This is a genomic window from Polaromonas sp. OV174, assembly GCF_900112285.1.
Lineage (GTDB): Bacteria > Pseudomonadota > Gammaproteobacteria > Burkholderiales > Burkholderiaceae_C > Polaromonas.
Genome location: NZ_FOKZ01000024.1, coordinates 20,642 through 46,962 on the forward strand (window position 1 = coordinate 20,642; position 26,321 = coordinate 46,962).

At 61.4% G+C, this 26,321-nt stretch carries 27 protein-coding genes and 2 pseudogenes; 9 read left to right on the plus strand and 20 right to left on the minus strand.

Annotated elements, in window-relative coordinates:
- Nucleotides 1-23: 23 nt before the first annotated feature.
- Both BM160_RS18110 and dkgB read left to right on the plus strand, forming a co-directional pair.
- Nucleotides 24-1,226 (plus strand): MFS transporter, encoded by a 1,203-nt coding sequence (locus tag BM160_RS18110; RefSeq protein WP_092007575.1) that lies wholly within the window; start codon nt 24-26, stop codon nt 1,224-1,226.
- A 27-nt stretch (nt 1,227-1,253) separates the two neighbouring features.
- Entirely contained in the window at nt 1,254-2,057 is an 804-nt protein-coding gene (gene dkgB, locus BM160_RS18115; protein WP_092007576.1) for a 2,5-didehydrogluconate reductase DkgB, read from the plus strand.
- Between the two features lie 83 nt (nt 2,058-2,140).
- Here the strand turns inward: dkgB and BM160_RS18120 are convergent, their stop codons facing one another.
- The 7 genes from BM160_RS18120 to BM160_RS18150 all read right to left on the minus strand — a co-directional run bounded on the left by BM160_RS18120 (nt 2,141) and on the right by BM160_RS18150 (nt 7,439).
- On the minus strand, nt 2,141-3,226 hold the full coding sequence (locus tag BM160_RS18120) for a pirin family protein (RefSeq protein WP_092007577.1): 1,086 nt from the start codon (nt 3,224-3,226) through the stop codon (nt 2,141-2,143).
- 44 nt (nt 3,227-3,270) lie between these two features.
- Nucleotides 3,271-4,032, minus strand: a complete 762-nt coding sequence (locus tag BM160_RS18125; protein ID WP_092007578.1) for an ABC transporter permease — start codon at nt 4,030-4,032, stop codon at nt 3,271-3,273.
- Nucleotides 4,029-4,979 (minus strand): ABC transporter ATP-binding protein, encoded by a 951-nt coding sequence (locus BM160_RS18130; RefSeq protein ID WP_092007579.1) that lies wholly within the window; start codon nt 4,977-4,979, stop codon nt 4,029-4,031. Before BM160_RS18130 ends, BM160_RS18125 begins: the two co-directional genes overlap by 4 nt.
- Before the next feature lie 121 nt (nt 4,980-5,100).
- Nucleotides 5,101-5,814 carry a DUF899 family protein gene (locus tag BM160_RS18135; RefSeq protein WP_092007613.1) on the minus strand — a complete coding sequence of 238 codons (714 nt, stop codon included), beginning with the start codon at nt 5,812-5,814 and terminating at the stop codon, nt 5,101-5,103.
- A 46-nt stretch (nt 5,815-5,860) separates the two neighbouring features.
- Nucleotides 5,861-6,346, minus strand: coding sequence for a DUF1579 domain-containing protein (locus BM160_RS18140; RefSeq protein WP_092007580.1), 486 nt, complete (start codon nt 6,344-6,346; stop codon nt 5,861-5,863).
- Between the two features lie 46 nt (nt 6,347-6,392).
- On the minus strand, nt 6,393-6,830 hold the full coding sequence (locus BM160_RS18145) for a VOC family protein (RefSeq protein WP_092007581.1): 438 nt from the start codon (nt 6,828-6,830) through the stop codon (nt 6,393-6,395).
- A 135-nt stretch (nt 6,831-6,965) separates the two neighbouring features.
- On the minus strand, nt 6,966-7,439 hold the full coding sequence (locus tag BM160_RS18150) for a VOC family protein (protein WP_092007582.1): 474 nt from the start codon (nt 7,437-7,439) through the stop codon (nt 6,966-6,968).
- A gap of 113 nt (nt 7,440-7,552) precedes the next feature.
- Here BM160_RS18150 and BM160_RS18155 point away from each other — a divergent pair, with 113 nt between their 5' ends.
- Nucleotides 7,553-8,200 (plus strand): TetR/AcrR family transcriptional regulator, encoded by a 648-nt coding sequence (locus BM160_RS18155; protein WP_092007583.1) that lies wholly within the window; start codon nt 7,553-7,555, stop codon nt 8,198-8,200.
- Nucleotides 8,201-8,324: 124 nt separating this feature from the next.
- Here BM160_RS18155 and BM160_RS18160 read toward each other — a convergent pair whose 3' ends face one another.
- Nucleotides 8,325-9,191, minus strand: a complete 867-nt coding sequence (locus BM160_RS18160) for a pirin family protein (protein WP_092007614.1) — start codon at nt 9,189-9,191, stop codon at nt 8,325-8,327.
- Nucleotides 9,192-9,316: 125 nt separating this feature from the next.
- On the opposite strand from BM160_RS18160, the gene BM160_RS18165 reads away from it, so the two are divergent.
- A complete protein-coding gene (locus BM160_RS18165; protein WP_092007584.1) occupies nt 9,317-10,216 on the plus strand; it encodes a LysR family transcriptional regulator in 900 nt (299 codons plus the stop codon).
- A gap of 81 nt (nt 10,217-10,297) precedes the next feature.
- Entirely contained in the window at nt 10,298-11,314 is a 1,017-nt protein-coding gene (locus tag BM160_RS18170) for a formylglycine-generating enzyme family protein (RefSeq protein ID WP_092007585.1), read from the plus strand.
- Between the two features lie 181 nt (nt 11,315-11,495).
- On the opposite strand, the gene BM160_RS18175 is transcribed toward BM160_RS18170, so the two are convergent.
- Nucleotides 11,496-12,509 carry a porin gene (locus tag BM160_RS18175; RefSeq protein WP_092007586.1) on the minus strand — a complete coding sequence of 338 codons (1,014 nt, stop codon included), beginning with the start codon at nt 12,507-12,509 and terminating at the stop codon, nt 11,496-11,498.
- A 265-nt stretch (nt 12,510-12,774) separates the two neighbouring features.
- Between BM160_RS18175 and BM160_RS18180 the strand changes: the two genes are divergently transcribed.
- The 4 genes from BM160_RS18180 to BM160_RS18195 all read left to right on the plus strand — a co-directional run bounded on the left by BM160_RS18180 (nt 12,775) and on the right by BM160_RS18195 (nt 16,545).
- Nucleotides 12,775-13,641 carry a fumarylacetoacetate hydrolase family protein gene (locus BM160_RS18180; RefSeq protein WP_092007587.1) on the plus strand — a complete coding sequence of 289 codons (867 nt, stop codon included), beginning with the start codon at nt 12,775-12,777 and terminating at the stop codon, nt 13,639-13,641.
- Nucleotides 13,642-13,666: 25 nt separating this feature from the next.
- On the plus strand, nt 13,667-14,656 hold the full coding sequence (locus BM160_RS18185) for a Bug family tripartite tricarboxylate transporter substrate binding protein (protein WP_092007588.1): 990 nt from the start codon (nt 13,667-13,669) through the stop codon (nt 14,654-14,656).
- A gap of 104 nt (nt 14,657-14,760) precedes the next feature.
- Nucleotides 14,761-15,942: a Rieske 2Fe-2S domain-containing protein gene (locus BM160_RS18190; protein WP_255368994.1), complete on the plus strand. Its 1,182-nt coding sequence runs from the start codon at nt 14,761-14,763 to the stop codon at nt 15,940-15,942.
- Nucleotides 15,943-16,176: 234 nt separating this feature from the next.
- Nucleotides 16,177-16,545 carry a LysR family transcriptional regulator gene (locus BM160_RS18195; protein ID WP_177219066.1) on the plus strand — a complete coding sequence of 123 codons (369 nt, stop codon included), beginning with the start codon at nt 16,177-16,179 and terminating at the stop codon, nt 16,543-16,545.
- A gap of 282 nt (nt 16,546-16,827) precedes the next feature.
- On the opposite strand, the gene BM160_RS18200 is transcribed toward BM160_RS18195, so the two are convergent.
- The 11 genes and pseudogenes from BM160_RS18200 to BM160_RS18240 all read right to left on the minus strand — a co-directional run bounded on the left by BM160_RS18200 (nt 16,828) and on the right by BM160_RS18240 (nt 26,159).
- Nucleotides 16,828-17,973, minus strand: coding sequence for a winged helix-turn-helix domain-containing protein (locus tag BM160_RS18200; RefSeq protein ID WP_143093284.1), 1,146 nt, complete (start codon nt 17,971-17,973; stop codon nt 16,828-16,830).
- Between the two features lie 5 nt (nt 17,974-17,978).
- Complete coding sequence (locus BM160_RS18205) at nt 17,979-18,374, minus strand: GFA family protein (protein ID WP_092007591.1); 396 nt, start codon at nt 18,372-18,374, stop codon at nt 17,979-17,981.
- Nucleotides 18,375-18,755: 381 nt separating this feature from the next.
- Entirely contained in the window at nt 18,756-20,012 is a 1,257-nt protein-coding gene (locus BM160_RS18210) for an NAD(P)/FAD-dependent oxidoreductase (RefSeq protein ID WP_092007592.1), read from the minus strand.
- Entirely contained in the window at nt 20,009-20,332 is a 324-nt protein-coding gene (locus BM160_RS18215; RefSeq protein WP_092007593.1) for a 2Fe-2S iron-sulfur cluster-binding protein, read from the minus strand. The genes BM160_RS18210 and BM160_RS18215 overlap by 4 nt, the downstream gene beginning before the upstream one ends.
- A gap of 24 nt (nt 20,333-20,356) precedes the next feature.
- Nucleotides 20,357-20,581 carry a ferredoxin gene (locus tag BM160_RS18220; protein ID WP_092007594.1) on the minus strand — a complete coding sequence of 75 codons (225 nt, stop codon included), beginning with the start codon at nt 20,579-20,581 and terminating at the stop codon, nt 20,357-20,359.
- A 19-nt stretch (nt 20,582-20,600) separates the two neighbouring features.
- Nucleotides 20,601-21,896, minus strand: a complete 1,296-nt coding sequence (locus tag BM160_RS18225) for a cytochrome P450 (RefSeq protein ID WP_092007595.1) — start codon at nt 21,894-21,896, stop codon at nt 20,601-20,603.
- A 139-nt stretch (nt 21,897-22,035) separates the two neighbouring features.
- Nucleotides 22,036-23,478: an NAD-dependent succinate-semialdehyde dehydrogenase gene (locus BM160_RS18230; protein ID WP_092007596.1), complete on the minus strand. Its 1,443-nt coding sequence runs from the start codon at nt 23,476-23,478 to the stop codon at nt 22,036-22,038.
- A gap of 321 nt (nt 23,479-23,799) precedes the next feature.
- Nucleotides 23,800-24,052 (minus strand): annotated as a pseudogene (locus BM160_RS23165) (IS481 family transposase); the annotation flags it as partial.
- 6 nt (nt 24,053-24,058) lie between these two features.
- A pseudogene (locus BM160_RS23170) lies at nt 24,059-24,194 on the minus strand (IS481 family transposase); the annotation flags it as partial.
- 90 nt (nt 24,195-24,284) lie between these two features.
- A complete protein-coding gene (locus tag BM160_RS18235; RefSeq protein WP_177219068.1) occupies nt 24,285-25,310 on the minus strand; it encodes a Bug family tripartite tricarboxylate transporter substrate binding protein in 1,026 nt (341 codons plus the stop codon).
- Nucleotides 25,311-25,400: 90 nt separating this feature from the next.
- Nucleotides 25,401-26,159 carry an SDR family NAD(P)-dependent oxidoreductase gene (locus BM160_RS18240; RefSeq protein ID WP_092007598.1) on the minus strand — a complete coding sequence of 253 codons (759 nt, stop codon included), beginning with the start codon at nt 26,157-26,159 and terminating at the stop codon, nt 25,401-25,403.
- Nucleotides 26,160-26,321 lie beyond the last annotated feature (162 nt).

A 26,321-nucleotide genomic window follows, 5' to 3' on the forward strand; every position in this document is an offset into this window, starting at 1 on the left:
CTTACTGAAACCCGGAGCCCCGTATGCCCATTGCCCTTCTCGCGCTGACCATCAGCGCCTTCGCCATAGGAACGACAGAGTTCGTCATCGTTGGCCTCTTGCCCACCGTCGCCGCCGACCTGCAGATAGGCCTGCCATCGGCCGGCCTGCTGGTCAGCCTTTATGCGCTCGGCGTCGCCATAGGCGCGCCGGTGCTCACCGCCCTGACCGGCAAGCTGCCGCGCAAGACCCTGCTGCTGGGCCTGATGGCCTTGTTCACCCTGGGCAATCTGCTGGCCTGGCAGGCGCCGGGCTACAACTCGCTGGCGGCGGCGCGCATTCTTACCGGCTTGGCACATGGCGTGTTTTTCTCCATAGGCTCGACGATTGCCACCGGCCTGGTGGCCAAAGACAAAGCCGCCAGTGCGATTGCCCTGATGTTCACCGGCCTGACGGTGGCGCTGGTCACCGGCGTGCCGCTGGGCACTTTCATTGGTCAGCATTTCGGCTGGCGCGAAACCTTTCTGGCCGTGTCTGTTCTCGGTGCCATCGCCTTTGTGGTGAGCCTGCTGTTTATCCCCAACAACATCAAACACCAGGCGCCGGCCTCGCTGGCGCAGCAGTTCAAGGTGCTGACCCAGCCGCGCCTGCTGCTGGTCTATGCCACCACCGCCGTCGGCTACGGCGGCAGCTTCATTCCCTTCACCTTTCTCGCGCCCATACTGATGCAGTCGGGCTTCAGCGCGGGCGCCGTCGGCTGGGTCATGCTGGTGTATGGCGTGTCGGTTGCGGCCGGCAACATCTGGGGCGGCAAGCTGGCCGATCGCAAAGGGCCCATCGCCGCGCTCAAGCTCATTTTTGCGCTGCTTGCCGCCGTGCTGCTGGTGTTTAACTTCACCGCGCCTCATCCTTACCTGGCCGTGGCCACCGTGCTGCTGTGGGGCGCCGTCGCCTTCGGTAACGTGCCCGGCCTGCAGGTCTATGTGGTGCGCCAGGCCGAGCGCCACACGCCGCAGGCGGTGGACGTGGCCTCTGGCCTGAACATCGCCGCCTTCAACCTGGGCATTGCCTTTGCGGCCTGGGCCGGCGGCCTGGTGGTGACCCACCTGGGCCTGATGCACACACCCTGGATAGGCGCAGTGGTGGTGCTGGGCGCGCTGGCCCTGACTTACTGGAGCGGTCGCCTGGATCAGCGTGAGGGCCTGCCGGCCCGCGCTGCCAGCCAGCGTCCCGTGCCCATTCACTAATTTTTAACCATCAAGAAGGACATCACTATGACTATTCCCGCATTCGGCCTAGGCACCTTCCGCCTCAAAGGCCAGGTCGTTATTGACTCCGTCAGCAACGCGCTTGAGCTCGGCTACCGCGCCATAGACACCGCACAAATCTACGGCAACGAAGCCGAGATCGGTCAGGCCGTAGAAGCCAGCAACGTGGCGCGCAGCGAGCTGTTTCTGACCACCAAGATCTGGACGGAAAACCTGGCGGCCGACAAGCTGATTCCCAGCCTGAAAGACAGCCTGGCCAAGCTGCGCACCGACCATGTCGACCTCACGCTGATCCACTGGCCGTCACCGGGCGGCGCCGTGCCTCTGGCCGACACCTTGGCCGCGCTGATGCAGGCCAAGGCACAAGGCCTGACGAAACAGATTGGCATCTCCAACTTCAACATCGCCCTGATGCAGGAAGCGATCAGCATCGTGGGCGCGGCCAACATCGCCACCAACCAGATCGAACTCAGCCCGTATTTGCAGAATCGCAAGGTGGCCGACTTCGTCCGCAGCCAGGGCATTCACATCACCTCCTACATGACGCTGGCCTACGGCAAGGCGCTGCAAGACCCGGTGCTGCAAGCCATCGCGCGGCAGCACGGAGCCACCACCGCGCAGGTAGTGCTGGCCTGGGCCATGCAGCTGGGCTACGCGGTGATTCCCTCATCGACCCAGCGCGCCAACCTGCAAAGCAATTTGCAGGCAGCACAGCTGCGCCTGAGCGAAGCCGACATGGCGCAGATCGCGGCGCTGGAGCGCAATGAGCGCCTGGTCGATCCCCAAGGTCTGGCGCCGCAGTGGGATTGAGTTGAGCGGCTGGGGCGTTTAGCCGCTCTGGTTTTTAAGCCAAACAGGGCTGTAACGACCTAGGTGTATGCGCAAGCTGCTATTTATTCAGGAGCGGTTTGGCTGGCTTCGGCCCCCGGCCTTTCCTCATGCCCACCCGGATGTATGGCAAAGCGGGCCGGGTCGCGCCCGTGCACCGGGGCTGCGCTGTCAAACGACCAGCCGCCAAACTGCGTGCGCCGATAGTCGGCCAGGGTCTGCGCGATCTCGGCCTGGGTGTTCATCACGAACGGGCCGTACTGCACCACCGGCTCGCCTATGGGCTTGCCCTGCAGCAGCAAAAACTCGGCGACCTCATTGCCGTTGGCAAGCAGCACCTCGGCATCGGCGCGCAGTTCTATGGCCGAGGCGATGCTGACGTCCTGGCCGGCGATGCTGACCGACTGGCCCTTGAAGAAATACAGGCTGCGCCGCGTGCCCTGGCCCAGTGCTGGGGGCAGCGTCCACTGGGCGCCGGGTTCCATGCGAAGGGTCCAGATCGCCACGTCGGCATCCAGCTGTGCGGCCCAGGAGTCGGGTGGCGGCGCCAGCGGCGTCAGCGCTTGCTGGTCCGCTTCCTGGCCAGCATCCTGCAGACGCCCGGCGATCACGGTGACTTCGGTCGTGCGGCCATGTGCGTCGCTGTCGACCCGGCGCGGAATGCTTTCCGACCAGAACATGGTGAAGTAGGGCTCGGCCATCTTGCTGCGCGCCGGCAGGTTCAGCCAGATCTGGAACAGCTCCAGCGGATTGGGCGTGTCCTGCTTGAGCAGCGGAAACATTTCGGAGTGAACAATGCCCTTGCCGGTGGTGAGCCACTGCACATCGCCCTGGCCAAAGCGCGCCTGGGCGCCCAGCGAATCGGCGTGGTCTATCAGGCCCTTGCGGGCAATCGTCACGGTTTCAAAACCGCGGTGCGGGTGCGGCGGAAAACCCGGCACCTGCTCACCGTGGTACATGCTCCAGCCGTCCTTGCGGCTGAAATCTTGGCCGATATCGCGGCCGGCCAGCGAGGCGGCCGGGCCCATGTCGGCGTTGGCCGCTGGATAGGCGTCGTCGTGATAGACGCAAAAGAGAAACGGGTCTAGGGTTTCCCAGGGAAACCCGAGGGGCTTGATCTGAACGATGGGATGGGTCGCAGGTCGGGTCATGGTGGTGCTTTCAAAAGCTAGAGATGAGGGCGCATCGCAGGGGCTCAAGCCTTCAACTTCCAGCCGGTGTGAAAGATCCACCACACCGTGCCAATGCACAAGCTCAGGAAACCCAGAATGGCTGCGATGCTGATGCCGACATTGACGTCCGCCACACCGTAAAAGCTCCAGCGGAATCCGCTGATCAGGTACACCACCGGATTGAACAGGGTGATCTTCTGCCACAGGGGCGGCAGCATGGTGATGGAGTAAAAGGCGCCGCCCAAAAAAGTCAGCGGCGTCACGACCATGAGCGGGATAACCTGCAGTTTCTGGAAGTCGTCGGCCCAAAGTCCGATGATGAAACCGAACAGGCTGAAGGTGAGCGCCGTCAGCAGCAGAAAGCACAGCATCCAGAAAGGATGGGCGATCTCGTAGGGCACAAAAATGCGGGCAGTCGCAAGAATCAGGATGCCGAGCATGAGCGACTTGGTCGCCGCAGCACCGACGTAGCCAATGACCACCTCGATGAACGAGACCGGAGCGGACAGCAGCTCGTAGATCGTGCCCGACCATTTCGGCATGTAGATGCCGAAGGAGGCGTTGGAGATGCTTTCGTTGAGCAGCGCCAGCATGACCAGGCCTGGAATGATGAACGCGCCGTAGCTGATGCCGTCGATGTCGCCCATGCGTGAACCGATGGCCGCGCCAAACACCACGAAGTACAAGGACGTTGAAAGCACCGGCGAGGCGATGGATTGGGTCAGCGTGCGAAAGGTACGCGCCATTTCGAAGCGGTAGATGGCGCGGATGGCGTGCCAGTTCATGCGTTCTCCTTCGCTATCGCCGGCTTGCCTGCGTGGACCAGGCTGACGAATATGTCTTCCAGTGAACTCTCGCTCGAATGCAGATCCTTGAAGCCAATGCCATGCTCGACCAGCCGTTTGAGCAGCGCTGCAATACCGGTTTCCTCGGTCTGGGTATCGAAGGTATAGACCAGGGTGTGGCCTTCCCCGGCCAGTTCCAGCGGCAGGCCGGCCAGCGCATCCGGAATGCGCTGCAAGGGCGCCTGCAGTTGCAGCGTCAACTGCTTTTTTCCCAGCTTGCGCATCAGCACGGCCTTGTCTTCGACCAGAATCAGCTCGCCCTTGCGGATGATGCCGATGCGGTCCGCCATTTGCTCGGCTTCCTCAATATAGTGCGTGGTCAGAATGATGGTGACGCCACTGCTGCGCAAATCCCGCACCATTTGCCACATGTCGCGGCGCAGCTCGACATCGACGCCTGCGGTAGGTTCGTCGAGGAACAGAATGGTCGGCTCGTGCGACAGGGCCTTGGCGATCAACACGCGGCGCTTCATGCCGCCCGAGAGGGTCATGATCTTGCTGTCTTTCTTGTCCCACAGCGACAGATCGCGCAGCACCTTCTCGACGTAGGCCGGGTTGGGCGGCTTGCCAAAAAGGCCGCGGCTGAAACTCACGGTGGACCACACGGTTTCGAAGGCATCGGTCGATAGCTCTTGCGGCACCAGCCCGATTTTGGCGCGCGCCCCCCGGTAGTCGCCAACGATGTCGTGACCGTCCGCCGTCACGCTGCCCGAGCTCGGCTTGACGATGCCGCAGACGATGTTGATCAGCGTCGTTTTACCGGCACCGTTCGGACCGAGCAAGGCGAAGATTTCCCCTTGCTGGATGTCCAGATTGACCGACTTGAGTGCGTGAAAGCCCGAGGCGTAGGTTTTGCTGAGCTGGTGAATGGAAATAATGACTGGCACTCGGTGTCCTGATGTCGTGAAGGGGCAGATGAAAGGGTATCTGCCTGCCTCACTTTAACGTCAATGTGCGAAAGACGCCGAACCAGCAAGCCGTCAATGACAGCGCGGACTGGCGATCGGACTATAGGCCTTGCATCGGATAGTTGAGTTTGGGATACCAGTCGCTTCCACGCCCTTCGGGTGTGCTGTCGAGGATGGTCCAGAGCGGCATCAGGTCAGGTGCGCCGCGCGGATCCTGGCCGGGGTCGGCGGTCACAGCTCCCATCTCGCCGCTCCAGAAATGACGAATGCTGCCATCGCGCCGGGTGAAGACATTGAAGGCCGGGATATCCGCGTCGTCCGCGCTCACATAGTCGCGGGTGTAGTCGCCGATGGTGTCCGAATACAGCCTGAGATGGCGCCAGCCGCGCTCTTTCTTGAATGCCAGGAGGCGTGCTATGGGCGAGCGGGCCAGCACCACCAGCGCTATGCGCTGCTCGACGTCGGCAGATTCGCCGTCCCAGGCGGAGAGCAGCGAGGTGCACATCGGGCAGGGCCGCTCGCGCTTGGGCCCGTACATGTAGCTGTAGACAGCAAGCGTCTGCTTGTCGCCAAACAGCTCGGAGAAGGTCACCGGACCGTTCTCGCCTTCGAAGCGGTATTCCTTGGGCACCACGCCTCCGGCCGGCAGGGCGCGGCGCTGCTGCGCCACCCGCTCGATGTGGCGCCTGAGTTCGATTTCCTCCACCAGGAGCGCATCCCGCGCGCGCCGGTAGTCGTCACTTTCGTTGGGGAAACGAACCCCGTTTTTCTTCGCCAGTTCGCTCGCCGGCGTGAGTTGCTGATGGGCGCTCATGCTCATTCTCCAACAGGTGTTTCATCCACTGCTTAGGCCGCAGGGCTTACTTCACCCGGCGGTAGGTCGCCGTCATGAAGCGCTGCCAGGAGCCGTCGGGCTGCTTGGCCTGTGAATGCAGGGTGCGCTCGTCTTTGCTTTTGATCGTGATGACGTCCTGGTAATGCGCCGTGCTGCCGTCGCCCTTGAAGCTAGGCCCTTCGGTGTCCAGCGTCAGCACCTTGCCCGCTTCGTCCAGCGTGCCGCGGTAGACAAACATGCCGCTCATCATGGAGCCGGCCCAGTGGCCGACAAAGGCTTTTTTCGCCGTGTCATAACCCAGCGTCATCAACATTTCACAAGGGCCGCCGCCGGGCATGGTGCCCTTGCCTTCACAGACCACCCACAAGTCGCCCAGGCCGCGCACGCTTTCCGTGCCCGAACTCTTCATGGGCGGCTCGCCGGGCGGGCCGTCACACTCGCCCTCCATGGTCCACTGGCCCAGCAGCTGCTGCAGCCAGACATGCTCTTTTTGCGCTTTGTCGGTTTCCATCAGACATCTTTCCGCTTGGTTTGAAACTGCTGGCTTGCCAGCGGCCTCACATGGGTTTCGGGTTGATCACCATCCACGACACGCCAAAGCGGTCGGCCACCATGCCGAAGCTGGTGGCGAAGAAAGTCTCCGTCATGGGCATCTGCACCTGGCCGCCGTCGCCCAGGGCCTTGAACAGGCGCTGCGCCTGCGCGTCATCGCTGGCGGTGATGGACAGCGAAAAGCCCTTGAACTCGGCCTTGCCCTCTGCCATGCCGTCCGAAGCCATCACCTGCGTGTCGCCGACGCGAAAGTTGGCGTGCATGATGTGATTGGGCGAGATCTTGCTGGCGCCTGAACCGCCCGCGCACATCTCCGGCGACGGCGGCTCCGGGCTGTCGCTGTAGCGCATCATCGCCGTCACTTCGGCGCCTATGGCGGCCTTGTAAAAATTCAGGGCCTCCTCGCAGCGGCCATCAAAAAACAAATAGGGCTGAACTAGCATGGGAATCTCCTTTTTTACACAGGGGGTTGGGGAAGCAAGTGATCGCTTGGAGGCTCTGAGCCATTTCGCCGTTTCGTTTAGGCGCGCACTCAGAGCGTTTGAAAAGAAAGTTTCATGGGTTTTCCTGGCGGGTCCTCAGGCCTCCTCATAGGCCTGCTGCAGTTGCTGGATGTCCAGCTTGACCATCTGCATCATGGCCTTCATGACACGCCCGGCCTTGACCGGGTCTTGGTCGCTCAGCAATGGCCCCAGGATGCTGGGCACGATTTGCCAGCTCACGCCATACTTGTCCTGCAGCCAGCCGCATTGCTGGATGGTGCCGCCGGCGGAAAGTTTTTCCCACAGCTCATCAACCTCTTGCTGCGTCTGGCAGTCAACAAACAGGGACAGGCCGGGGGCAAAGCCGAAGTCCGCGCCGGCGTTGAGCACCATGAACTGCTGGCCTTCGATCTCGAAGCTGCCGGTCATGAAGGAGCCCTTTTCGCCCGGCCCGGTGTCGCCGTAACGGCGGATCTCGCCGGCCTTGGCGTTTTTGAACACCGAGATGTAGAAGTGAAAAGCCTCTTCGGCCTGCTGGCCGAAGGTCAGAAACGGGGTGATCTTTTGCATCAAAAGTCTCCTGGGGTGGCTTGCCTGAGGGGAAGTGCCAAGGTATTGTGTACACCGTCCACAATAGAATAACAAAGACAATGGACAGTGTCCACATCAAGAAGTAAGTAGTCATGACAAATGCATCCCGGCCGTCCGCCGTCCGCAGCACCTACCGCCACGGCGACCTGCGGCGCGTGTTGCTAGAGGCCGGCATAGAGCTGGCGCGCAGCGGCGGGCCTGATGCCGTGGTGCTGCGCGAAGCCACGCGCCGCGCCGGTGTGGCGCCCAACGCCGCCTACCGTCACTTCGCCAGCCGCCAGGCCTTGCTGCAGGCGGTGCGCGCCGCCGCCCTGTCGGCCGTGGCCGGGGCCATGGAAGCCGAACTGGCGGCCCTGCCCAGCGGCCTGCCGCCCGCCGAGCTGGCCCGCGCCAGCGTGCGCGCGGTCGGCACCGGCTATCTGCGTTTTGCCCAGGCCGAGACCGGTTTGTTCCGCACCGCCTTTGGCCCATCCAACGATTTGAAAGAGTCCACGCCCGATCCGGCCCGGGCTGGCGAGAGCGGCCTCAACCCCTTTCAGTTGCTGACGGCCGCGCTTGATCAGCTGGTGGCGGCCGGCCTGATGCCCGCCGAGCGCCGCCCCGGCGCCGAGTTCCTGGCCTGGTCGGCGGTGCACGGCCTGGCCATGCTGGTGATAGACGGCCCGCTGGGCCCGGTCATAGGGCCGCAGATGCAGCAGGTCGGCCAGCGTTTGCTGGACATGGTGGAAAAGGGGCTGTAACGGTGATTGGCTGCCCAACGCCCGGTTTATATGAAAAAAGTGGTTGTAGCCCATGCTGGATGGGCGCAAAAAGCTATCAAAACAGGAGCGATCCAGCCTGCCGTGGCAGGCCGGATCGCGGCGCTTACTGCGCCATCTGGCCGAAGCGGCCGGCGTTGAAGTCTTCCATGGCCTGGACGATTTCGCTGCGCGTGTTCATCACGAACGGGCCATGGCCAACAATCGGCTCATCAATCGGCTCGCCGCTCAACACCAGCAGCGTGGCGTCGCCGTTGGCCTCCAGCGTCAGCCGGTCGCCGGCGCGGTCCAGCAGCGCCATGTGGGCCTCGCGCACCACCTCGCTACCGTTGACCAGCACCGTGCCGTGCAACACCACCACCATGGCGGTGTGGCCCTCGGGCAGCGCCAGGCTGGCCTGCTTGCCCTGGCCCAGTTTCACGTCCCAGACATTGATGGGCGTGTAGGTCTGGGCCGGCCCGCGCTGGCCGTCGTAGTCGCCGGCAATCACGCGCAGGCTGCCGGCCGCATCGGGCAGCGCCACGGCGGGAATCTGCGCATCGACAATGCCCTGGTAATGCGGCGCCGTCATCTTGTCCTTGGCCGGCAGATTCACCCACAGCTGCACCATCTCGAACGGGCCGCCCTGCTGCGTGTAGGCCGGCGAGTGGTATTCCTTGTGCAAAATGCCGGCGCCCGCCGTCATCCACTGCACGTCGCCCGGGCCAATCACGCCGCCGCCGCCGGTGGAATCCTGGTGCTCGACCTCGCCCTTGTAGACGATGGTCACGGTCTCAAAACCGCGGTGCGGGTGCTGGCCCACGCCGCGCGGTGTCTTGGCGGGTTTGAATTCCGCCGGACCGGCATAGTCCAGCAGCAAGAAGGGGCTGGCGTGCTGGCCCAGGCTGTCATAGCTGAACAGCGAACGCACCGGAAAACCGTCACCCACCCAATGCGCATTAGGGTTGCCGTAAATGCCCAAAACCTTCTTCATGATCAGCTCCTTTTCAAACGTGGTGGCAGAGAAAAACTGCCATGGCTCAAAGATAAGGCTGGAACGCTGAAGCCGGTAGTCCGGCAAATTTGCCATCAGCGTTCTATTTGAGGAACAATGACGCCATGCAAGACCTCAACGACCTTTATTACTTCGTGCAGGTGGTCGAGCACCAGGGTTTTGCGCCCGCGGGCCGTGCGCTCAACACGCCCAAGTCCAAGCTGAGCCGGCGCATCGCTCTGCTGGAAGAACGCCTGGGCGTGCGCCTGATCCAGCGCTCCACGCGCCGCTTTGCCGTCACCGAGGTCGGTCAGGAGTACTACCGCCATTGCCTGGCGATGCTGGTCGAGGCCCAGGCGGCGCAAGAGGTGATTGACCGCGTCAGCGCCGAGCCGCAAGGCACCCTGCGCATCAGTTGCCCCACCGCCTTGCTCGACTACCAGTTGGGTGAGATGCTGGCGCGCTTCATGGCCGCCTGCCCGCGCGTGCAGCTGCAGCTGGAAAGCACCAACCGCCGCGTCGACGTGATTGGCGAGGGCTTTGACATCGCCATACGCGTGCGCTTTCCGCCGCTGGAAGACAGCGGCCTGGTGATGCGCGTGCTGGGCGACAGCACGCAATGCCTGGTCGCCAGCCCGCAGCTGCTCAAAAGCATCAGCGCGCCGCTGGTGCCGGCCGACCTGGGCCACCTGCCCAGCCTGGATGAAGGGCCGCCGCACCGCGAGCACGCCTGGAAGCTGCAAGGCCCGGACGGCGCCACCGCTGTGGTGCCTCACAGCCCGCGCCTGATCAGTGATGACAGGCTGGCGCTGCGCCTGGCCGCGCTGCAAGGCGTGGGCGTGGTGCAACTGCCGACCATGATGGTGCAACACGATGTGCAGCAGGGCCGGCTGGTGGATTTGCTGCCGCAGTGGCGGCCACGGCCCGGTGTCGTGCATGCCGTGTTTCCCTCGCGCCGGGGCTTGCTGCCGGCGGTGCGGGAGCTGATCGATTTTCTGGCGGCCGAATTTGCCAAACCGGCCTGACCGGCCACAAGCTTGACGGTTTCTTGACGGCACCGATTCAGCCTTAGAGTGTGGCTACCCCAACCTCATTTCACCCACACCATGCCACTACCTCTACGCCGCCGGCTTTCTCTACTCGCTTTGTTGGCCTTGGCGCTGTTTTTGTCGGGCTGCGCTGCGCCGCCCCGTGTGATTGAAAACTCGCTGGGCATGAAGTTTGTGCGGGTGCCGGCCGGTGAATTCCTGATGGGCAGCAATGAGTCGCCCGAGGCCCTGGCCAGTGACTACCCGGCTTATGAGCGCAAGCGTTTTGTCGAGCTGGCCGACGAGGCTCCGGTGCACAAGGTGCGCATAAGCCGGCCTTTTTATCTGGGCCAGCATGAGGTCACGGTAGGGCAGTTTCGCCAGTTCCTGGCGGCCTCGGGTTACACGCCGGAATCCATTGCCGACGGCACTGGCGGCTATGGCTACAACCCGGCTTACGACCCGGCCAAGTCGCAGCGCGGCGATGCCTTTGAAGGCCGCGACCCCAAGTATTCCTGGCGCCAGCCCGGCTTTGCGCAGGACGACACGCATCCGGTGCTCAATGTGACCTGGAACGACGCCGTCGCCATGAGCCGCTGGCTGAGCCAGAAGGAAGGCAAGACCTACCGCCTGCCGACCGAGGCCGAATGGGAATACGCCTGCCGCGCCGGCTCAACCACGCGCTACCCTGGCGGCAACGCCCCCAGCGCGCTGCTGCAAAGCGCCAACACCTTTGATGCCGATGCCGCCAAAAACTGGCCGGCCTGGCAGCCCTATGCACTGCCGGGCCGCGACGGCTATGCCTTCACCGCACCGGTAGGCAGCTTTGAGCCCAACGCCTTTGCGCTTTACGACATGCTGGGCAATGCCTGGGAATGGACGGCCGACTGGCACGATGAAAACTATTACGCCAAAGCCCCGCTGAACGACCCGCCCGGACCGGCCGACGGCAGCGTGCGCGTGCGCCGTGGTGGCTCCTGGCACACCTGGGCGCTGTATGCGCGCTGCAGCTACCGCAACTGGAACTCGCCGCAGACCCGCTACACCCTGGTCGGCATGCGCCTGCTGCGCGAGGCCGATGCCGCGGGGAATTGATGGTTTGAGGGCCAAACAGGGCGCTAGCCCATGGTGGACGGGCGCAATAAGCTATTAAAACAATAGCTAAAAAAAGAGCTAGAGAAGCTTGTCCATGCGCGCATTGCGCAGCGTCACGCCCCGCCTTTCAAGCTGTTGGCGCGCTTGCGGCGCCACCCCGCTTTTGCCGCATCCCGTCCTGTCAGAAGTCGTGCCGCAGGCCGACGCCGAAGACGCGCTTGTCCATGCCGGGCTTGCTGGAGTCGACTTTGTCATGGTCGTAGAAGGCCTGCAGTTCGGAGCGTTTTGACAGCGCGTAGGTGTAGGCCAGTTGCTGCTTTGGGCGGTCGGCCGTGAGTGAAGTCTGCAGGTCGCGGTTCATGACGTTGAGCACCACGGCGTGCGCCTTGTGCGCAAACTTGACGCCCAGCACCCAGTAGTCCACATTGCGCCGGCTGGCGGGCGTGTTCGCATAGCTGTCACGCCCCACCAGGACATAAGGTGCGACCCAACCGATGTCGTAGCGCAGGCCGGTCTGCCATTTGCTGGAAAACTCGTTGGGCAGGAGTCCGCCCGGGCGGGAATCGCGACCATGGCTGAGACCGGTGCGCCAGGGGCCGTTGGCGTAGGTCACTCCCAGATCGAGCGACTTGCCGCCGCTCTCCAGGTTCACATTGTCTGGCTGCCCGCGCAGGTAGTAGCGCGCGCGAACGACGAAGTTGGCCAGGTTCGGACTGGCGTAGCCGATCGCATTCGAGGTCCGGTTGCGCAAGTTCAGGTAGTTGGGGCCGATCTGGGTGGCTCCGGCATCGTTGGGCGCCAGGTTGATGATAGACAAGGCTTGCGAAAAAATCGGTGAGCGGACCGGCGTGCCCGAGTCCAGGCGCCCCAGCGCCACGGTGCCGAATCCCCCTTTCAGCCCGACATAGCTGTTCCGGTATGCGGGGCTGATGGCGGCACCCGAGGAAGCGTCGAAGCCCATCTCCAGGCCGAACAGGGTGGACAAGCCTTCGCCAAGGTTCTCGCTGCCGCGGAATCCCAGTTTCGATCCGTTTTCTTCCACGTCGATCTTGCTGGCGCCATTCCCGGTCTTGGTGTGATTGAGCGAGGTGATGATCCTGCCGTAGACCTGCACTGTGGATTGCGCGGCGGCCGGTGGGATGGAGCTGGCGAGCAGCAGGATGCCGATGGCACCCGAAAAAAGTTGATTTGTCACTACTTTTGCACTTTATGTTGTTGTGACGGAATTCTCAGGTTCACCAGGGACGCGTACAACGACGCTCTGACTTCCATAGCAACAAAGGGAACAATCCGGCGGCTTTTCACGGTGGCAGATGCTGCGCTTGAGGGGCTCGGCGGCCACGTGCTGGGGCAAGGCCAGCGCATAGCAACAAACGCAACAATCGCCGCGCTTTAAGCGTTGCCTGGCGTGGTGGCGCAGATGACACTTGCCGCTAATCAATCACCACCAGAGGATCCACGTGACGAATGCTAATTTCAACCTTGGCCGCTACCTGTTCGATGGCAAGATCGTTATCGGGCGCCCCGACAAGGACGCCATCGACATCGTGAGTGAGAACGACGATCTTCCGCGCATGCTGGCCTCGCCGGAATCCGCCGCCGCTGCTGCCATCCGGCGTATCCCGGCCGGCGGTGCCAAGATGCTGGCGCCGCTTGATCCGCGCGCCCGCGTTTTCGCCATCGCCATCAACTACCACGCCCACGGCGCCGAAGCCAAGGCGCTGCCGCCCTCGCGGCCCCTGATGTTCTATAAAGCGCCTTCGAACTTTGTGGGCCATGGCGAAACCCTCAACCCGAACAAGCAGATGACCGCCAAGTTCGACTACGAGGGCGAAATCGCTGTGGTGATAGGCCGCACCTGCAAGAACGCGACGCTGGAAAATGCCTTGAGCTTCGTGGCCGGCGTCTGCGCCTTGGACGACGGCAGTGCGCGCGACCTCAGCAAAGTCGCACTCGGAAATCCCGAGACCGCGACCGTCCTCTGGCCTGACTGGACCGCCAACAAGGGCCTGGATGGCGGCTCCGCGCTGGGCCCCACCATTACTTGCGGACCGGACATCCTCACGGCGCTGCGCGAGCGCAGCTTGAGGATCACCACGCGGCTGAACGGTGAGCAGGTGCAGAACGAGAGCATGAAGGAAATGATCTTCTCGACCGAGCAGATCATCGCCACGCTGTCTTCTTACATGACCCTGCTGCCCGGCGACGTCATCGCCACCGGCACCCCAGCGGGTGTCGGCGTGGCCCGCAACCGCTTTCTGACCACCGGCGATCAGTTGGAGATCCAGGTCAGCGGCCTCGATGCGTTGAGCGTCAAGGTCGGCTAAGGCACCCAGAAGCGGAGACAAGAACATGCTCAACAAACGAGATATTCTGAAGGCCGCAGGCGCCCTGCCGCTCGCGTGGTCTGGGGTCGCGCCCCTGACTGCGTCTGCGCAGAGCCACGGCTACCCCAGCAAGCCGGTCACCCTCGTGTTGGCGTTCGGGGCCGGCAATGCAGCGGACACCATTGGACGCCTGGTGGCCCATCATCTGAGTGGCTTCCTGGGGCAGCAGGTCATCATCGATAACCGTCCTGGCGCTGGTGGCGTGGGCGCCGTCAAACTGGTCGCAGGCGCGAAGCCGGACGGCTATACCCTGCTCTACATCGGCGCCGGGGTGGCCATCAGCCAGGCCTTGTTCAAACCCCAGCCCTACGACATGCTGGAGAGCTTCGCGCCGGTATGCACCGTCAGCAGCAATGACGTCCTTCTTCTGGTGCGCAAGGACTCCCGATTCGCCCGGATGGAAGACTTCATCCGCGAAGCCAGGGAGAAAAAAGGCGATTTGATGGTCGGGGTCAGCCTGCTGGGAACCACCCAGCACTTGAGTGCGGAGCTCCTCAAGCTGCGCGCCAAGGTTGACTTCACCATCGTGCCTTTCAAGACGGCCTCCGCAGTGACCACCGCCCTGTCCGCAGGGGACATCGACCTCGCGTTCGAGTACGTTCCACCCGCGCTGGCGCTGATCAGGAGCGGCCAGCTCAGGGCCCTGGCCATCGCCAATGCGAAGCGCTCCGAGGTGCTTCCCAATGTCCCGACAGTCGCCGAGCAGGGCGTTAGCGACTTCAATGTGTCGTCCTGGGGCATGTTCGTAGCGCCGGCGCAGACACCCGGCCCCGTGGTCCAGCGCCTGAACCAGGAGGTGGTTCGGGCTCTGCGCCAGCCGGACGTGGTGAAGCGCTTCGCGGACATGGGCATCAGGGCGCCTGGGGGAACACCGGCGCAGGCGCGCGAACTGATGACGAGCGAGATCGTCCGATGGGCCAATGTGGTCAATGAATCAAAAATCTCCCTGAAGTAAAGAGTATTGCCCTGCCGCGGCACAGCATCACACACAACACGAGGATCACCATGACAAACGCACTATCGAATCAATCGGTCCAGGATGACATCCAAAAGTCATCCATGGAACAGGATCGTCACCAGCAGTTGACCGCCCGGATGGCTCAACTGGCCGAAACTTCGGCCGGCACCCCCATGGGTAAGCTACTGCGCAAATTCTGGCATCCCATCGCTCTTTCCAAGAGCGTCGCCCCTGGGAAGGCGCGTGAAGTTCGCCTGCTGGGCGAGGACCTGGCGCTTTACCGCGGCGAGGGCGGCAGCGCCCACCTGCTGGCCAATCGCTGCGCTCACCGGCTGACCAAGCTGCACACCGGTTGGGTCCAGGGGGACGAGCTGCGCTGCATGTACCACGGCTGGAAGTACGACGCCCGCGGCCAGTGCGTCGAACGGCCGGCCGAGCGGCCCGGCAGCCACGGCAGCATCCGTGTGACGGCCTATCCCGTCCACGAGTACTGCGGCATCATCTTTGCCTACCTGGGAGAGGGTGAGGCGCCGGTGTTCGACTTGCCGCGCAAGCCCAGGTTCGAGGAGGCAGGCGTCATGCTGTTCCCGCGCCAGGAAATCTGGCCTTGCAACTGGCTCCAGCATGCGGAAAACTCCCTGGATGCCGTGCACGTGAGCTTTGCCCACCAGATGGGCAAGGTCGGGGTCTTCGGCGATGCCATCACCAGCGATATCCCAACCTTGAAATACGAAGAAACTTCCGCCGGCATCCAGCAGACCGCCGTGCGTGTTTCTGGCGGCAAGTCCCAGGTCCGGGTGAGCGACTGGACTTTCCCCTATGGCAACCACGTTGCCATGCCCGCGGTGTACGAAGGCGGACCGTGGATGGAAAGCGCGAACTGGATGGTGCCCATTGATGACACGCACACCCTGCGGGTCTCGCTGCGCGCAGCGCCATCGACCAATCCGGAGGCCGATACCAAGCTCCAGGAATATTTTGACGGCTGCGACGACTACTGCGCCACGGACTACCACGACGAACTGTTCGCCGGCAACTACCCGGACGATCCCCTGGTGCGTCTGACCAGTGCCCAGGACTACGTGGCACTCATAGGCCAGGGCGCGATCGCCGACCGCGTGCACGAGCGGCTAGGTGCGTCCGACCTGGGCATCGCGATGCTGCGCCGGATTATTGCGCGCGAGCTGGAGGCGATCCGCACAGAGGCGCCGACCAAGGAATGGAGCCGCATCAACCAGGCGTCCACGCTCATTCAGCACACGGCAGCAGTAGCCGCTGACTGAGGAAACAAGCCTGTACCCACAGCACGGGTTGGCGCCGCTTGTCGAGCGGCACCGTGCCCGTCTGTGAGGCAGGCTTTTTACGGCAACGAGAGGCTTCCTATGAACGGCGCTGAAAACCTTGTCCACACGCGCATCGGCAACCCTGTCGATGTGTGCTTTACGAACCCTGACACCTCGGAGATGCACTTTGTCGCAGCGCTTGACAAGGAGGCTACTTCACATGGAACTTTCCGTATGCAACGTCTAGACCTGCTCGGTGTACAAGCCTTTATCAGCATCGCCGAGGCCGGCAGCTTCAATGTTGCCGCGCACCATCTCTACATTTCTCCGACGGCGCTGACGCGCCGGCTGCAGAAGCTGGAGGCCACATTGGGGCTGCCGCTGATCGAGCGCACCACGCGATCGATGACGGTGACGCGCGTCGGCATGGAGTTCCTGCCCAAGGCCATCCGCATTGTGCGCGAGCTGGCCAGCGCTCTGGACGAATTGAAAATCAAGGCCACGCAGGATTCCGACGAGGTCGTCATGGGCTGCCCTGCCAATGATCGCGGCCAGTCGACTCGCGGGAATCGCGCGCGAGCATGGTCGGCGCTAGCCGAGTAATAACATCCAGGTTCTCGACCGCGTTGCGTCATCGAAATCCGCGCGGCGATGCTGCGCGGCGAGGCCGACTTTGCGATCTCGGTCCTCGTTGCAGATGCTGATAATCATTGACCATCATTCCGGTAGACGCTGACCACTTCGCTGGTCTTGACCATCAAATGTCGGCTTCGGAGAAGAATCGACGTCTCCTTTGGGCCTTGGATTCAACCGGGCGTTCATTTTTCAACGTCCAAGGCTTGATGAAACGTCTACAAGCAGATGAAACAATTTCAGCGCAACCTGTTACTGCACATCAATGCAGCCACAAAAGCGTGCCAGCTCGCTGATGGCATCCTGCAGCCGCAGATGAAAAAGTGCATCAGGCACCCAACCCTGCTCCAGATGCAGGTTATGCACATGAAGACGAGCAGCTGCCCGGTCTGCCTTGCAGTCGATGCGGCCTACAAAGGCTCCTTGCCACAGAATGGGCAAACAGAAATAACCGTACTTGCGCTGGGTCGCTGGCACATAGCTCTCAAGCCGGTACTCAAAGTTGAACATCTGCATCAAACGTTCACGATGAATCACGGCGTTGTCAAAGGGCGATAGCAGGCGTACCTCAGCGTCTGCTGGCGAATGGCGGTCTGCTCGAGGCTCGCCCACCACGGCATAGGTATCTGGCTGAGCTGGGTCATCCAATTTATGTACAGCACCTTGTTCCAGACGAGCTCGCAGCAGTTCCCGCATCGCATTGCGCAAGGGCTTTCCGGTACGCAAATGAAGGAGTTGACCCAAGGTAAAAACACCATGCGCACGCATGGCGCTATCCAGCAGATAAGCAGCCATTTCCTCGACGGTAGGTTCTTGCTGATTCACGCTTGGGGGTAGCAGTTGTTCCGGCAGGACATAAAGCTTTTCCATACCGTTACGCTCGCGAATCATCAAGTCGCCTTGCATGAACAATTTGTCGAGCGCTCGCCGACCCGGGCCATGGTCCCACCACACGCCTTTGCCTTTAGTGCTTTCTTTCAGGTCGCGTGTTTTCAGCGCACCTTCGCCTCGCACACGAGCAAGAATTTCTGCCATTAGCTCCTTGTCGACGCTCTTGAAGTAGGGACTCTCACCACGTCGAAAAGAGAGCATGCGTGGCAGCGCATACCGGTAGTCACGCATAGGCAGGTAAGCCGCAGCATGGAACCAGTATTCAAAAATTTTTCCGGCGCTGGTTAGCTGGTTCAGGTCCTGGAGTGAATAGCCAGGCACCCTGCTCCAGAGAACATGGTGATGTGCGCGCTCCACAACGGATAGCGTGTCTATCTGCACATAGCCTAGATGCTCAACCGCAGCCAAGGTACCAGCAAGGCCCTTGCTAAACCTCTTGCGCGACCCCAGCCCCTGAGAGGCGAGCGCAAGGTATCGCCAGCGCATTTGCAATGATGGAGTTGCCACGCTTTTTACTGGTGAGGGTGTCCTGGGAACTGTTTAGCGTCATCACATATGTCGTACCAGTTGGGCTTTTCCTGGACGAATTCGTGGAACAGGTTGCTAAGCGGCAATTCGTCGTCAAAGCAATTGGCGGCAACAGGGAACGACTCGCTGCTTGAGGTCACTTCGCCCAGCGCAGAGCCGCAGCGCGAGCAAAAGCAGCGGCTGTATTTGTAAGGGGCTTGCGGCTTGAATGTGGTGATGGAGTCTGCGCCAGAAAGCAATGTGAAGGTGTCACGCTTGACGAACACGAAGGTGCTGGCTCCTATCTTTCGGCAGCGGCTGCAATGGCATGTACCCATCATGGTTGGTGGACTGGTGACCGAAAATTTCACTTCTCCACAGCAGCAGCTACCTTTAAACATGGCTTATCTTTCATCTTGAATGCGGCACTGTATATTAATACAGTACATCAAGAATGCCCAATGTTCTTTTCAGAGTTCTTGCACGCGAACGAATTTCTGCTTTGGGTCGATAGCGGCGCCGAGTGGCCGCTACTAAGCCGCGACACCGACCGGCCGGATTTGGCCGCATTTTTCCTTTATGGGCGACACGCCAAGAAATAGCCGATGGTAGCCTTCGCTGCGGCTTGCCCTGGGCACGAATCCATCACTTTCATTTTGTTCCGCTACTTCCGGGTTGCAGTACTAGAACCAGGAAAGACCGTACCAATCCCACAATTGAAAGCGCCCGATGAGCTTCATCGGGCGTTTCTGGCCGGACGGGTCGCCCGGATTGGTAAGCGTTTAACGCGCCATTTGGGGAGGACTTACCTTATCTTTTGCCAAGGACTTGATCGCAGCCTTCAAGCCCATTTCAGCGATAGGCCGCAGTTCCGACAGCGTTGGGGCCGTATTCTCGGCAAGGAGCTTGCGGATGGTGACGTGATCGCTTGGACTGTTGATGGATTCGCCATAAACCAGTTGGCTGTTCCTCCAACCCAGCACGCTGAACGAGTTCGACTCAATAGAACCCGTCAGCAACCATTCCTCCACACGGTCGACTCGGCCGGCCATCTGAAGCCGAACGCCGGCTTGCAGGGTCCAGAACCATGGGACATCCGGTACGGGCACGGGCGTGCCTGCAATGCTTGCTGCGACTCGCCGCGCATGGTCGGCGGCATTGCCGATGGATTCCAGCCGCGTGGCGCCCCCTTCATCATCCAGGAAGCGCGCGCAGTCGCCGATCGCGAAGATGTCCGGATCCTTGGTGCGCAGGGTGCGGTCTACGACGATTCCGTTGTCAAAATCGAGGCCGAAATCTGTCACCCATCCGCCATTTGCGAGGGCGCCGATACCCATCACCACCAGGTCTGCCTCTACGTGCGTCCCATCCGATAGCTTGACCCGAGAAACTCGACCTGATGGGCCGACTATTTCCTGAACAGACGCGTTGAAGCGGAAAGCCGTGCCGGCATCTTCGTGCTGGGCGCGCATGTAAGCTGAGGTGACCTCGCTCGCGGTTCTGGGCATCGGGCGTCCCGCAGTCTCTATGACCGTCACGGGAACCCCACGTTTTGCCACGGATGACGCGATTTCCAGCCCGATGAAACCGGCACCGATGACGCCCACGCTGGTGGCGGACGCAAGCTCGTCTCTGAGCGCGCTGGCCTGCTCTAGCGTGTGCAGGTGGTGCATGCCAGCCAGTGTGGCGCCCGAAAGCCGGAGTTGTCGCGGACTGGAGCCAAGAGCCAGCACCAGCGTCGAATATTCGAGGCTTCCATGGCTGGTCTTTACGACCTTTCGATCCCTGTCGATGCTCAACACCTCGCAGTTAAGCATCAGTTCGATATTGGCATCCGAGAAAGCGTCATGGCCACGCAACATAAGCTCGGCCGGACCGCCGTCCCCGTTGAGCCATGACTTGGACATGGGGGGGCGCTCGTAGGGGACAAAGCCACTTTTGTCCAGCACGGTGATGGGCCCTGTGTAACCACGTTCGCGCAGGCCGAATGCGACGTCAACGCCACCATGCCCGCCGCCGACGATAAGGACGGTGTTCATCGCTGAAACTTGGGAAGATGAATGACCATGTTCTCATGCTCCGGCTTGACGATGATCGCGCACGACAGCCGGCTGTTGGGCAGTCGATCCGATGCCGTGGCTTCGAGCATTTCGTCTTCATCGACGGATACCTCTGGCAGAGTATGCAGAAAATCTTCGGCAACGTAGACATGGCATGTCGCACACATCTGCTGGCCACCACATTCGGCATAGATACCCGAGACCCCGTTGAGTTGCGCGGACTTCATCAGGCTGGTTCCCACCGTGCAATCGATGGTTTTCGACTTGCCGCTGGCATCTATAAAAATTACGTTAGGCATGATATTTCACTTCCATGAAGTTAATTACTCCGCACTATCGCGCGGCAGTAGTTTCAGCGCCAGCTTTGGGCATCGGCGAACGGCCAGCTTGACACGCTCGAGCATTTCCGGCGTTTCAGGCTGAGAGACAATGCGCACGACGTCATCGTCCTCAGCGGGCTGAAAGATCGATTTTTCGATGCGCTGGCACACGCCATACCCGTCGCAAATCTCGGGGTCGACGGTCACCGTCCATTTTTGCTCGGTCATATATTTCTCCTACTCGGATTCAACGCGAAAGACGCACTTTCATGTTTTTGAAACCATTCGATTGCAGTGACCGTTCGCGAACAGGGTCTGCAATGACCTCCGCGTTGGGAAAGCGGGCAAACAACTCCTGGAACAGCACCCAGATTTCACGGCGTGCAATGTGCGCACCCATGCAAAAGTGGGGGCCACCTGCACCGAAGCTCTGGTGCAGATTGATTTCTCGCGTGATGTCGAATTTGAACGGATCTGTGAAGAGGCTTGGATCACGGTTTGCCGCGACAAACCACATGCTGATCTTCTGCCCCTTCTTCATCTGGACGCCTTTGAAGTCGATGTCCCGGGTCAGAACACGACCCTGATGCTTGAGCGGAGTCGCCCAGCGAATGACCTCTTCTGCCATCGTCCTCTCGAGCCCCATAGGATCGCTGATGAACAGGCGGCGCTGGTCCGGGAACTGCGTGAACGCCAGCATCCCGTGCGAAAGCGCTGAACGCGTTGTGCCACTGCCGGCAGAGATCATCAGACCGAAATATCCGCCCAACTCTTCCTTGTCGATCGGTTTACCGTCGACCTGAACCTGAGCCAGTTCTGAAATCAGATCTTCCTTGGGGTCGAGCAAACGCTTTGCTGCGAGATTGACGCCGTATTCGCGAAGCTCATTGACGGCTTGCTGTGGAATCTCAGGTTTGTCGACATATTCCGGTTCATGCTCGGAGCGGCCTATCGTCGACAACTTAAGCAGATGCGACCGGTCTGCGGGGTCGACGCCAACCAGGTCACAGATGATCTCGAAAGGAAGAATCGCCGCCAAATCGTCGACAAAATCGATCTCTTGTCCTTCGGACAGTTGAGACACCAGCCGGCGAGCGTGCTCCCGCACGGAACCCTCCAGGCTGCCCACCTGGCGCGGCGTAAACGCCTTGCTCACGCGTTTGCGGTTGACGGTATGGTTGGGTGGATCGAGTTCGATCAACGCGCCCGTGCCAGGCCGGACCTTGGTGCCGGCATCATGGTACACACGCACACCATATTTGCTGCTGAATGCCTCCCAGTCCTTGTCAACTTCGGAGATGTCTTCATGGTCAAGGAGTGCCCAAAAGCCCTTGCCTGCCTCTGGATGCTCGTGCCACGAAATCGGCCGTTCCTTGCGTAACAACGCGAGCGCGCCATAGAAGTCATCTCTAAGCCAGAAGTCGGGATCCCCGAGATTGATGTCGTCGAGGCCTAAAGTCGTTTGTGGTTCGGAACCTTGTACTAGCATTTTCATTTCCTTTTTTAACACCATCGATGCCGCGTTAACCGCCTCGGCGGTCAATCAGGCCTTTGACGAACTGGTCAAGCAGATCTGGGGGATTCGCAGCAAAACCGTTGTGTCTGCCAACGTCGGCTCTGCTTTCTTCTTCTTTGGCATGAATGGGCGGCGCAAGTTTTTTCCTCCCTTGCGCCCCTTGCGCTCAAACTCGCGCGGTCCGTTGCAACACCGTTTTGGTGGAGGTGTAAGCCTCCAGGCTTTGCGGTCCACCTTCGCGTCCGATACCGCTTTCCTTGACGCCGCCAAAAGGCGTGTCGGTGCCGGGCATGCCGAAGTGGTTGATCGACAGGGTGCCGCACTCCAGCTCACGCGTCAGACGCTCCGCCTCTTCCAGCGAATTGGTGAAGGCATAGGCGGAAAGGCCTACGGACAGGCTGTTGGCGAGCGCGATGGCTTGGTCCAGGTCGTCGACAGCAACGCACAGCGCCAGCGGGCCAAAGGGTTCGGTGGACATGGCCTTGGCCTGGGCCGGCACGTCGGCGAGCACGGTCGGTGCGTAAAAGAAGCCACGTTCGCCCACGCGCTTGCCACCGGCAGCGAGGCGTGCGCCACAGGCCACGGCATCCTGCACCAGGGCGTCGATGGCTTGGAGGCGCCGGTCATTGATCAGCGGTCCCATTTGAACGCCGGACTCGAAACCATCGCCCACGCGCAGATCGCTCGCGACCCGTGCAAATGCATCGACGAAAGCGGCGTAGGACTTGCGGTGAATGATGAAGCGCGTTGGCGAAGCGCAGACCTGCCCGGCCAGGCGCATTTTTGCGCTGCCGGCGAGCCGGCCCAGCGCCGCCGCATCCACGTCGGCGCCGATCAGCACCGGTGCATGACCGCCCAGCTCCATCAGCACGGGCTTCATGACGGCAGCGGCCAGCTGGGTGAGGTGCTTGCCGACAGCCACCGAGCCGGTGAAAGTCACCATGCGGATGACCGGCGAGGCGATCAGCGTCGAGGAAATCAAGGCGGGATTGCCGAAAACGAGATTCAGCACGCCGGGCGGCAGGCCGGCATCGATGAAGCATTGCACGATGGCGCAGGCCGTGCCCGGGGTTTCCTCGGCGGCCTTGATGATCACCGAGCAGCCCGCGGCGAGCGCGCCGCTGATCTTGCGCGCCGGAGAGCCCAGAGGCACATTCCAGGGGGTGAAGGCAGCGACTGGCCCGATGGGGAACTTCAGAATCATCTGCTGCATTTGCGGCCCGGCCGGAACCATGCTGCCGTACAGGCGCTGCGCCTCCGCCGCATCCCATTCAATGAAGGCCGTGGCACGCGCCACTTCATTGCGTGCGTCGGCGATGGGCTTGCCCTGCTCCAGGGTGATGATTTGTGCGATAGCCTCGGCACGCTCGCGCACCAGTGCGCAAGCCCGCAGCATCACCTGGGCCCGCTTCAGCGGCGGTGTGTCGCGCCAGACGCGAAATCCCCGTTCCGCAGCGGACAGCGCGAGCGCGAGATCCTCGGACGTCGCGCCCGGTACGCTACCAAGGGCAATCTCGTTGCTCGGATTGACGACCTCGGTACAGGCGGGGCGGTCGTAGATCCATTGGCCGTCGATATGCAGCCCGATACGAGGATAGGTCAAGTCCATGATGCTTTCTTTCGCAGTTGTGGAGGCTAGTATTGCTACCGCCTGCAAGCATTGCAAGGATCTAGATTGAGCGATTGTCTGGTTTGTTTCGGTTTGGCGCCACTCTCGGAAGCTGCTGCGCGAATTCCTGATTGGCGATGAATGAAGGAAGCCAAGATGCGACGGTCTGCCTCAATGTCAGCCATAAGTACTACTTCCAGAGGCGTGGTTTTCGGTCTGGCCTTCACCGTCTGTGCTGACGCTGGCGCGGCAAAAGACTCCCGGTGCTGGACTGCACCCCTGGGGGTAGATAGTGTGGCCGGTGAAATTTGGCATGACCTTGTCGGTCATCATCTGGGCAAGGCGCACGCCCAACACCTTGTAGCAGCGCAAGGCAGCCAGCAGGACAGCGCAGGCGCTGGTGGTTTCTCATCGGCCAGCAGCAGGCCAAAGCCTAGCTGCGAGTAGTCATCAATGGCCCCATGCAGGGTCTGTAATCCCGCCTTAGGCGTGTTCTGGATCAGGTCGCCCGGCTGTCAACGCGGTGCGGGTTCTTGGTTTTTGTGTGCAGCAGCTCACCGGAACTGGCTCGCTTCAATAGCCATTTGGTAGCCGTGCGGGGCACAAGCCAGCAGCTGCAGCCGCTGACTTGTGCCCCATCCGATCAATTTATCGAGCCAAATGGGCTCGACCTTTGGACGTCAAGGCGTCATGGAGGCATTCTTGTGGATGCTCATCCGGGGTGTCCTGAAGGGGTTTGGGAGGGGTCAGAAGCTCCATCCTCCTTCACCTCGGGTGAACAAGCCCCTGGGCAACTACACCTGGCTCTAGATCATGCCTTGCTCTTTCAGCATCGCCCCCATGCGTTTGTACTCGCTCGTGGCGAACGCCTGGAACTCAGCGGGCCCTTTCATCGACGAGACGATGTTGGCGGCTTGAGTGAATTGCGCCTTAACGTCGTCGCGGGCGAGGATCTTCATCAGCGCGGCATTGACCTTGTTGATGATGTCCGGGGGCGTCTTCGCGGGCGCAAATAGGCCGAGCCAGTTGTAGGCGACCAAGGCCGGATAGCTCTCGGTGGCCGCGGGAACGTTCGGCAACGATGCAAGACGCTTGTCCGAGGTGACCGCCACGAGCTTGAGCTTCCCACTCTGATGGAAGGGGAGACACGGGCCCAGGTCCGACGCCACGCCATCGAGCTGGCCTCCAATCGCATCGGTGATGGCGGGCCCCATGCCTTTGTAAGGGATGCTGTCGAAATTGCCGCCTGTGACCTTGGCCAGCTGTTTGATCAACAAATCGAAGGAGCCCCCGGAGCCGGACTGGCCGAGCGTGACCGGGCGCGTGCGGGACAGCGCGACCAGATCCTTCAGGTTGTCGATCTTCAAGGCCGGATTGATCGCGATGGCCAAGGGGTTCTTCGCGACCATGTTGATGCCCACGATATCCCTGAGGGTATTGTAGGAATCCCCAGGCATTGTCTGCGGCCCGATGAGGACGCTGGTTGGCGTGGCGATCAGCAGGGTATAGCCATCCGCTGGCGCCTTGGCGACGAACTTCGCACCGATGACGCCCGTGGCACCTGGCTTGTTGTCGACGATGATCGGCACGCCCAGTACTTCCGAAAGCGGCCGCATCAGGACCCGGGCACCGAAGTCGACAGACCCACCGGGCGGGGCGCCGACGATGAGGCCGATCGGGCGGCTTGGGTAGGTGTCGGCGAATGCCGCGAAGGGAGCAAGGCCAAGGAGCGACCCCAAGGCAAGGAGGTCACGACGGGACATTCCCGCAGGCGCAAGGGTTGAAGTTTGAGCTGTGCTTGCGTCACAGTCGGTCGTCATTCGATCAGACATGGAGTCTCCAAAAATATCGCCGTATATCATGCGCCGCAGGGCCGCTAGCGACACGGCGAAAGTCGTAGCACATTACTTTTTCGCTTACCTTCAGTTCATGGTCATGCCGCCATCGACGACTATGTTTTGACCGGTCAACATGCCGGCATCCGGCCCCGCCAGGTACAGCACCGCGCCAGCGATATCGTCCGGCGAAATGTCGCGCTGCACCAGGCGCTGCAGGCGGATGTCCGCGCTCTGCTTTTCACGCGCCGCGCCACCCGCCAGGACGCCATCGCTTTGCGTAAAGCCCGGCGACACGGTGTTGACACGCACGCCGAACGGACCGAGTTCGCGCGCCAGGGTGCGCGTCATCGCGGCCACCGCCGCCTTGCTGGCCACGTAATGCAGGAAACCGGCAGTGCCTTTGGACACGACCGCAGAGGCGATATTGACGATGTTGCCGTTGCCCGCCGGTTTCATGTAGCGCGACGCGGCGCGACAGCAGAACCACACGCCTTCGACGTTGACGTTGAAAACCTGCTTCCATTCCTCGGGATCGATGTCCTCGAACGGCCTTTTGGTGAGCGAGGTGTAGATGCCCGCGTTATTGACCAGGACCGACACGCCGCCGCATTGTTCGGCCGCAAATGCCATCATGGCATCGACCTGCTCGGCATTGCCCACGTTCACATCGAAACCCAGCGCACCGTGGCCCAGCTTCTTCGCCGCGGCTTCGGAACCACGCAGATCGGCAATCACCACACGCTGGCCCAGGGCCGCAAAACGCTCGGCAATCGCGTAGCCGATGCCTTGCGCTGCACCTGTTACCACCACCGCGCCCTTGCTGTCTGTTTTTACATTGTTCATCGGTTCATTCCTTTTCTACTTTCGTAGACTTCCCCGCGCCCCAATGGCTCAGGCTGGAAAACGACTGTAGCGCCCGGTGAAATCGAAGTAAATTGCAAATATTGCATTAGTAGTGTCCGCTTAAAAATTGAACAAAATCAATGGCTTATCAAGGCGTGGTGA

Excerpts from the sequence above, each read along its gene's own strand:
- BM160_RS18170 (WP_092007585.1), top strand. The coding sequence starts at position 10,298 with ATGCCACTACCTCTACGCCGCCGGCTTTCTCTACTCGCTTTGTTGGCC.
- BM160_RS18125 (WP_092007578.1), bottom strand. The coding sequence starts at position 4,032 with ATGAACTGGCACGCCATCCGCGCCATCTACCGCTTCGAAATGGCGCGT.
- BM160_RS18185 (WP_092007588.1), top strand. The coding sequence starts at position 13,667 with ATGCTCAACAAACGAGATATTCTGAAGGCCGCAGGCGCCCTGCCGCTC.
- BM160_RS18120 (WP_092007577.1), bottom strand. The coding sequence starts at position 3,226 with ATGACCCGACCTGCGACCCATCCCATCGTTCAGATCAAGCCCCTCGGG.
- dkgB (WP_092007576.1), top strand. The coding sequence starts at position 1,254 with ATGACTATTCCCGCATTCGGCCTAGGCACCTTCCGCCTCAAAGGCCAG.
- BM160_RS18215 (WP_092007593.1), bottom strand. The coding sequence starts at position 20,332 with ATGCCTAACGTAATTTTTATAGATGCCAGCGGCAAGTCGAAAACCATC.
- BM160_RS18160 (WP_092007614.1), bottom strand. The coding sequence starts at position 9,191 with ATGAAGAAGGTTTTGGGCATTTACGGCAACCCTAATGCGCATTGGGTG.
- BM160_RS18240 (WP_092007598.1), bottom strand. The coding sequence starts at position 26,159 with ATGAACAATGTAAAAACAGACAGCAAGGGCGCGGTGGTGGTAACAGGT.
- BM160_RS18155 (WP_092007583.1), top strand. The coding sequence starts at position 7,553 with ATGACAAATGCATCCCGGCCGTCCGCCGTCCGCAGCACCTACCGCCAC.
- BM160_RS18140 (WP_092007580.1), bottom strand. The coding sequence starts at position 6,346 with ATGGAAACCGACAAAGCGCAAAAAGAGCATGTCTGGCTGCAGCAGCTG.
- BM160_RS18210 (WP_092007592.1), bottom strand. The coding sequence starts at position 20,012 with ATGAACACCGTCCTTATCGTCGGCGGCGGGCATGGTGGCGTTGACGTC.
- BM160_RS18205 (WP_092007591.1), bottom strand. The coding sequence starts at position 18,374 with ATGTTTAAAGGTAGCTGCTGCTGTGGAGAAGTGAAATTTTCGGTCACC.
- BM160_RS18110 (WP_092007575.1), top strand. The coding sequence starts at position 24 with ATGCCCATTGCCCTTCTCGCGCTGACCATCAGCGCCTTCGCCATAGGA.
- BM160_RS18230 (WP_092007596.1), bottom strand. The coding sequence starts at position 23,478 with ATGGACTTGACCTATCCTCGTATCGGGCTGCATATCGACGGCCAATGG.
- BM160_RS18235 (WP_177219068.1), bottom strand. The coding sequence starts at position 25,310 with ATGTCTGATCGAATGACGACCGACTGTGACGCAAGCACAGCTCAAACT.
- BM160_RS18150 (WP_092007582.1), bottom strand. The coding sequence starts at position 7,439 with ATGCAAAAGATCACCCCGTTTCTGACCTTCGGCCAGCAGGCCGAAGAG.
- BM160_RS18190 (WP_255368994.1), top strand. The coding sequence starts at position 14,761 with ATGGAACAGGATCGTCACCAGCAGTTGACCGCCCGGATGGCTCAACTG.
- BM160_RS18220 (WP_092007594.1), bottom strand. The coding sequence starts at position 20,581 with ATGACCGAGCAAAAATGGACGGTGACCGTCGACCCCGAGATTTGCGAC.
- BM160_RS18135 (WP_092007613.1), bottom strand. The coding sequence starts at position 5,814 with ATGAGCGCCCATCAGCAACTCACGCCGGCGAGCGAACTGGCGAAGAAA.
- BM160_RS18145 (WP_092007581.1), bottom strand. The coding sequence starts at position 6,830 with ATGCTAGTTCAGCCCTATTTGTTTTTTGATGGCCGCTGCGAGGAGGCC.
- BM160_RS18165 (WP_092007584.1), top strand. The coding sequence starts at position 9,317 with ATGCAAGACCTCAACGACCTTTATTACTTCGTGCAGGTGGTCGAGCAC.
- BM160_RS18195 (WP_177219066.1), top strand. The coding sequence starts at position 16,177 with ATGCAACGTCTAGACCTGCTCGGTGTACAAGCCTTTATCAGCATCGCC.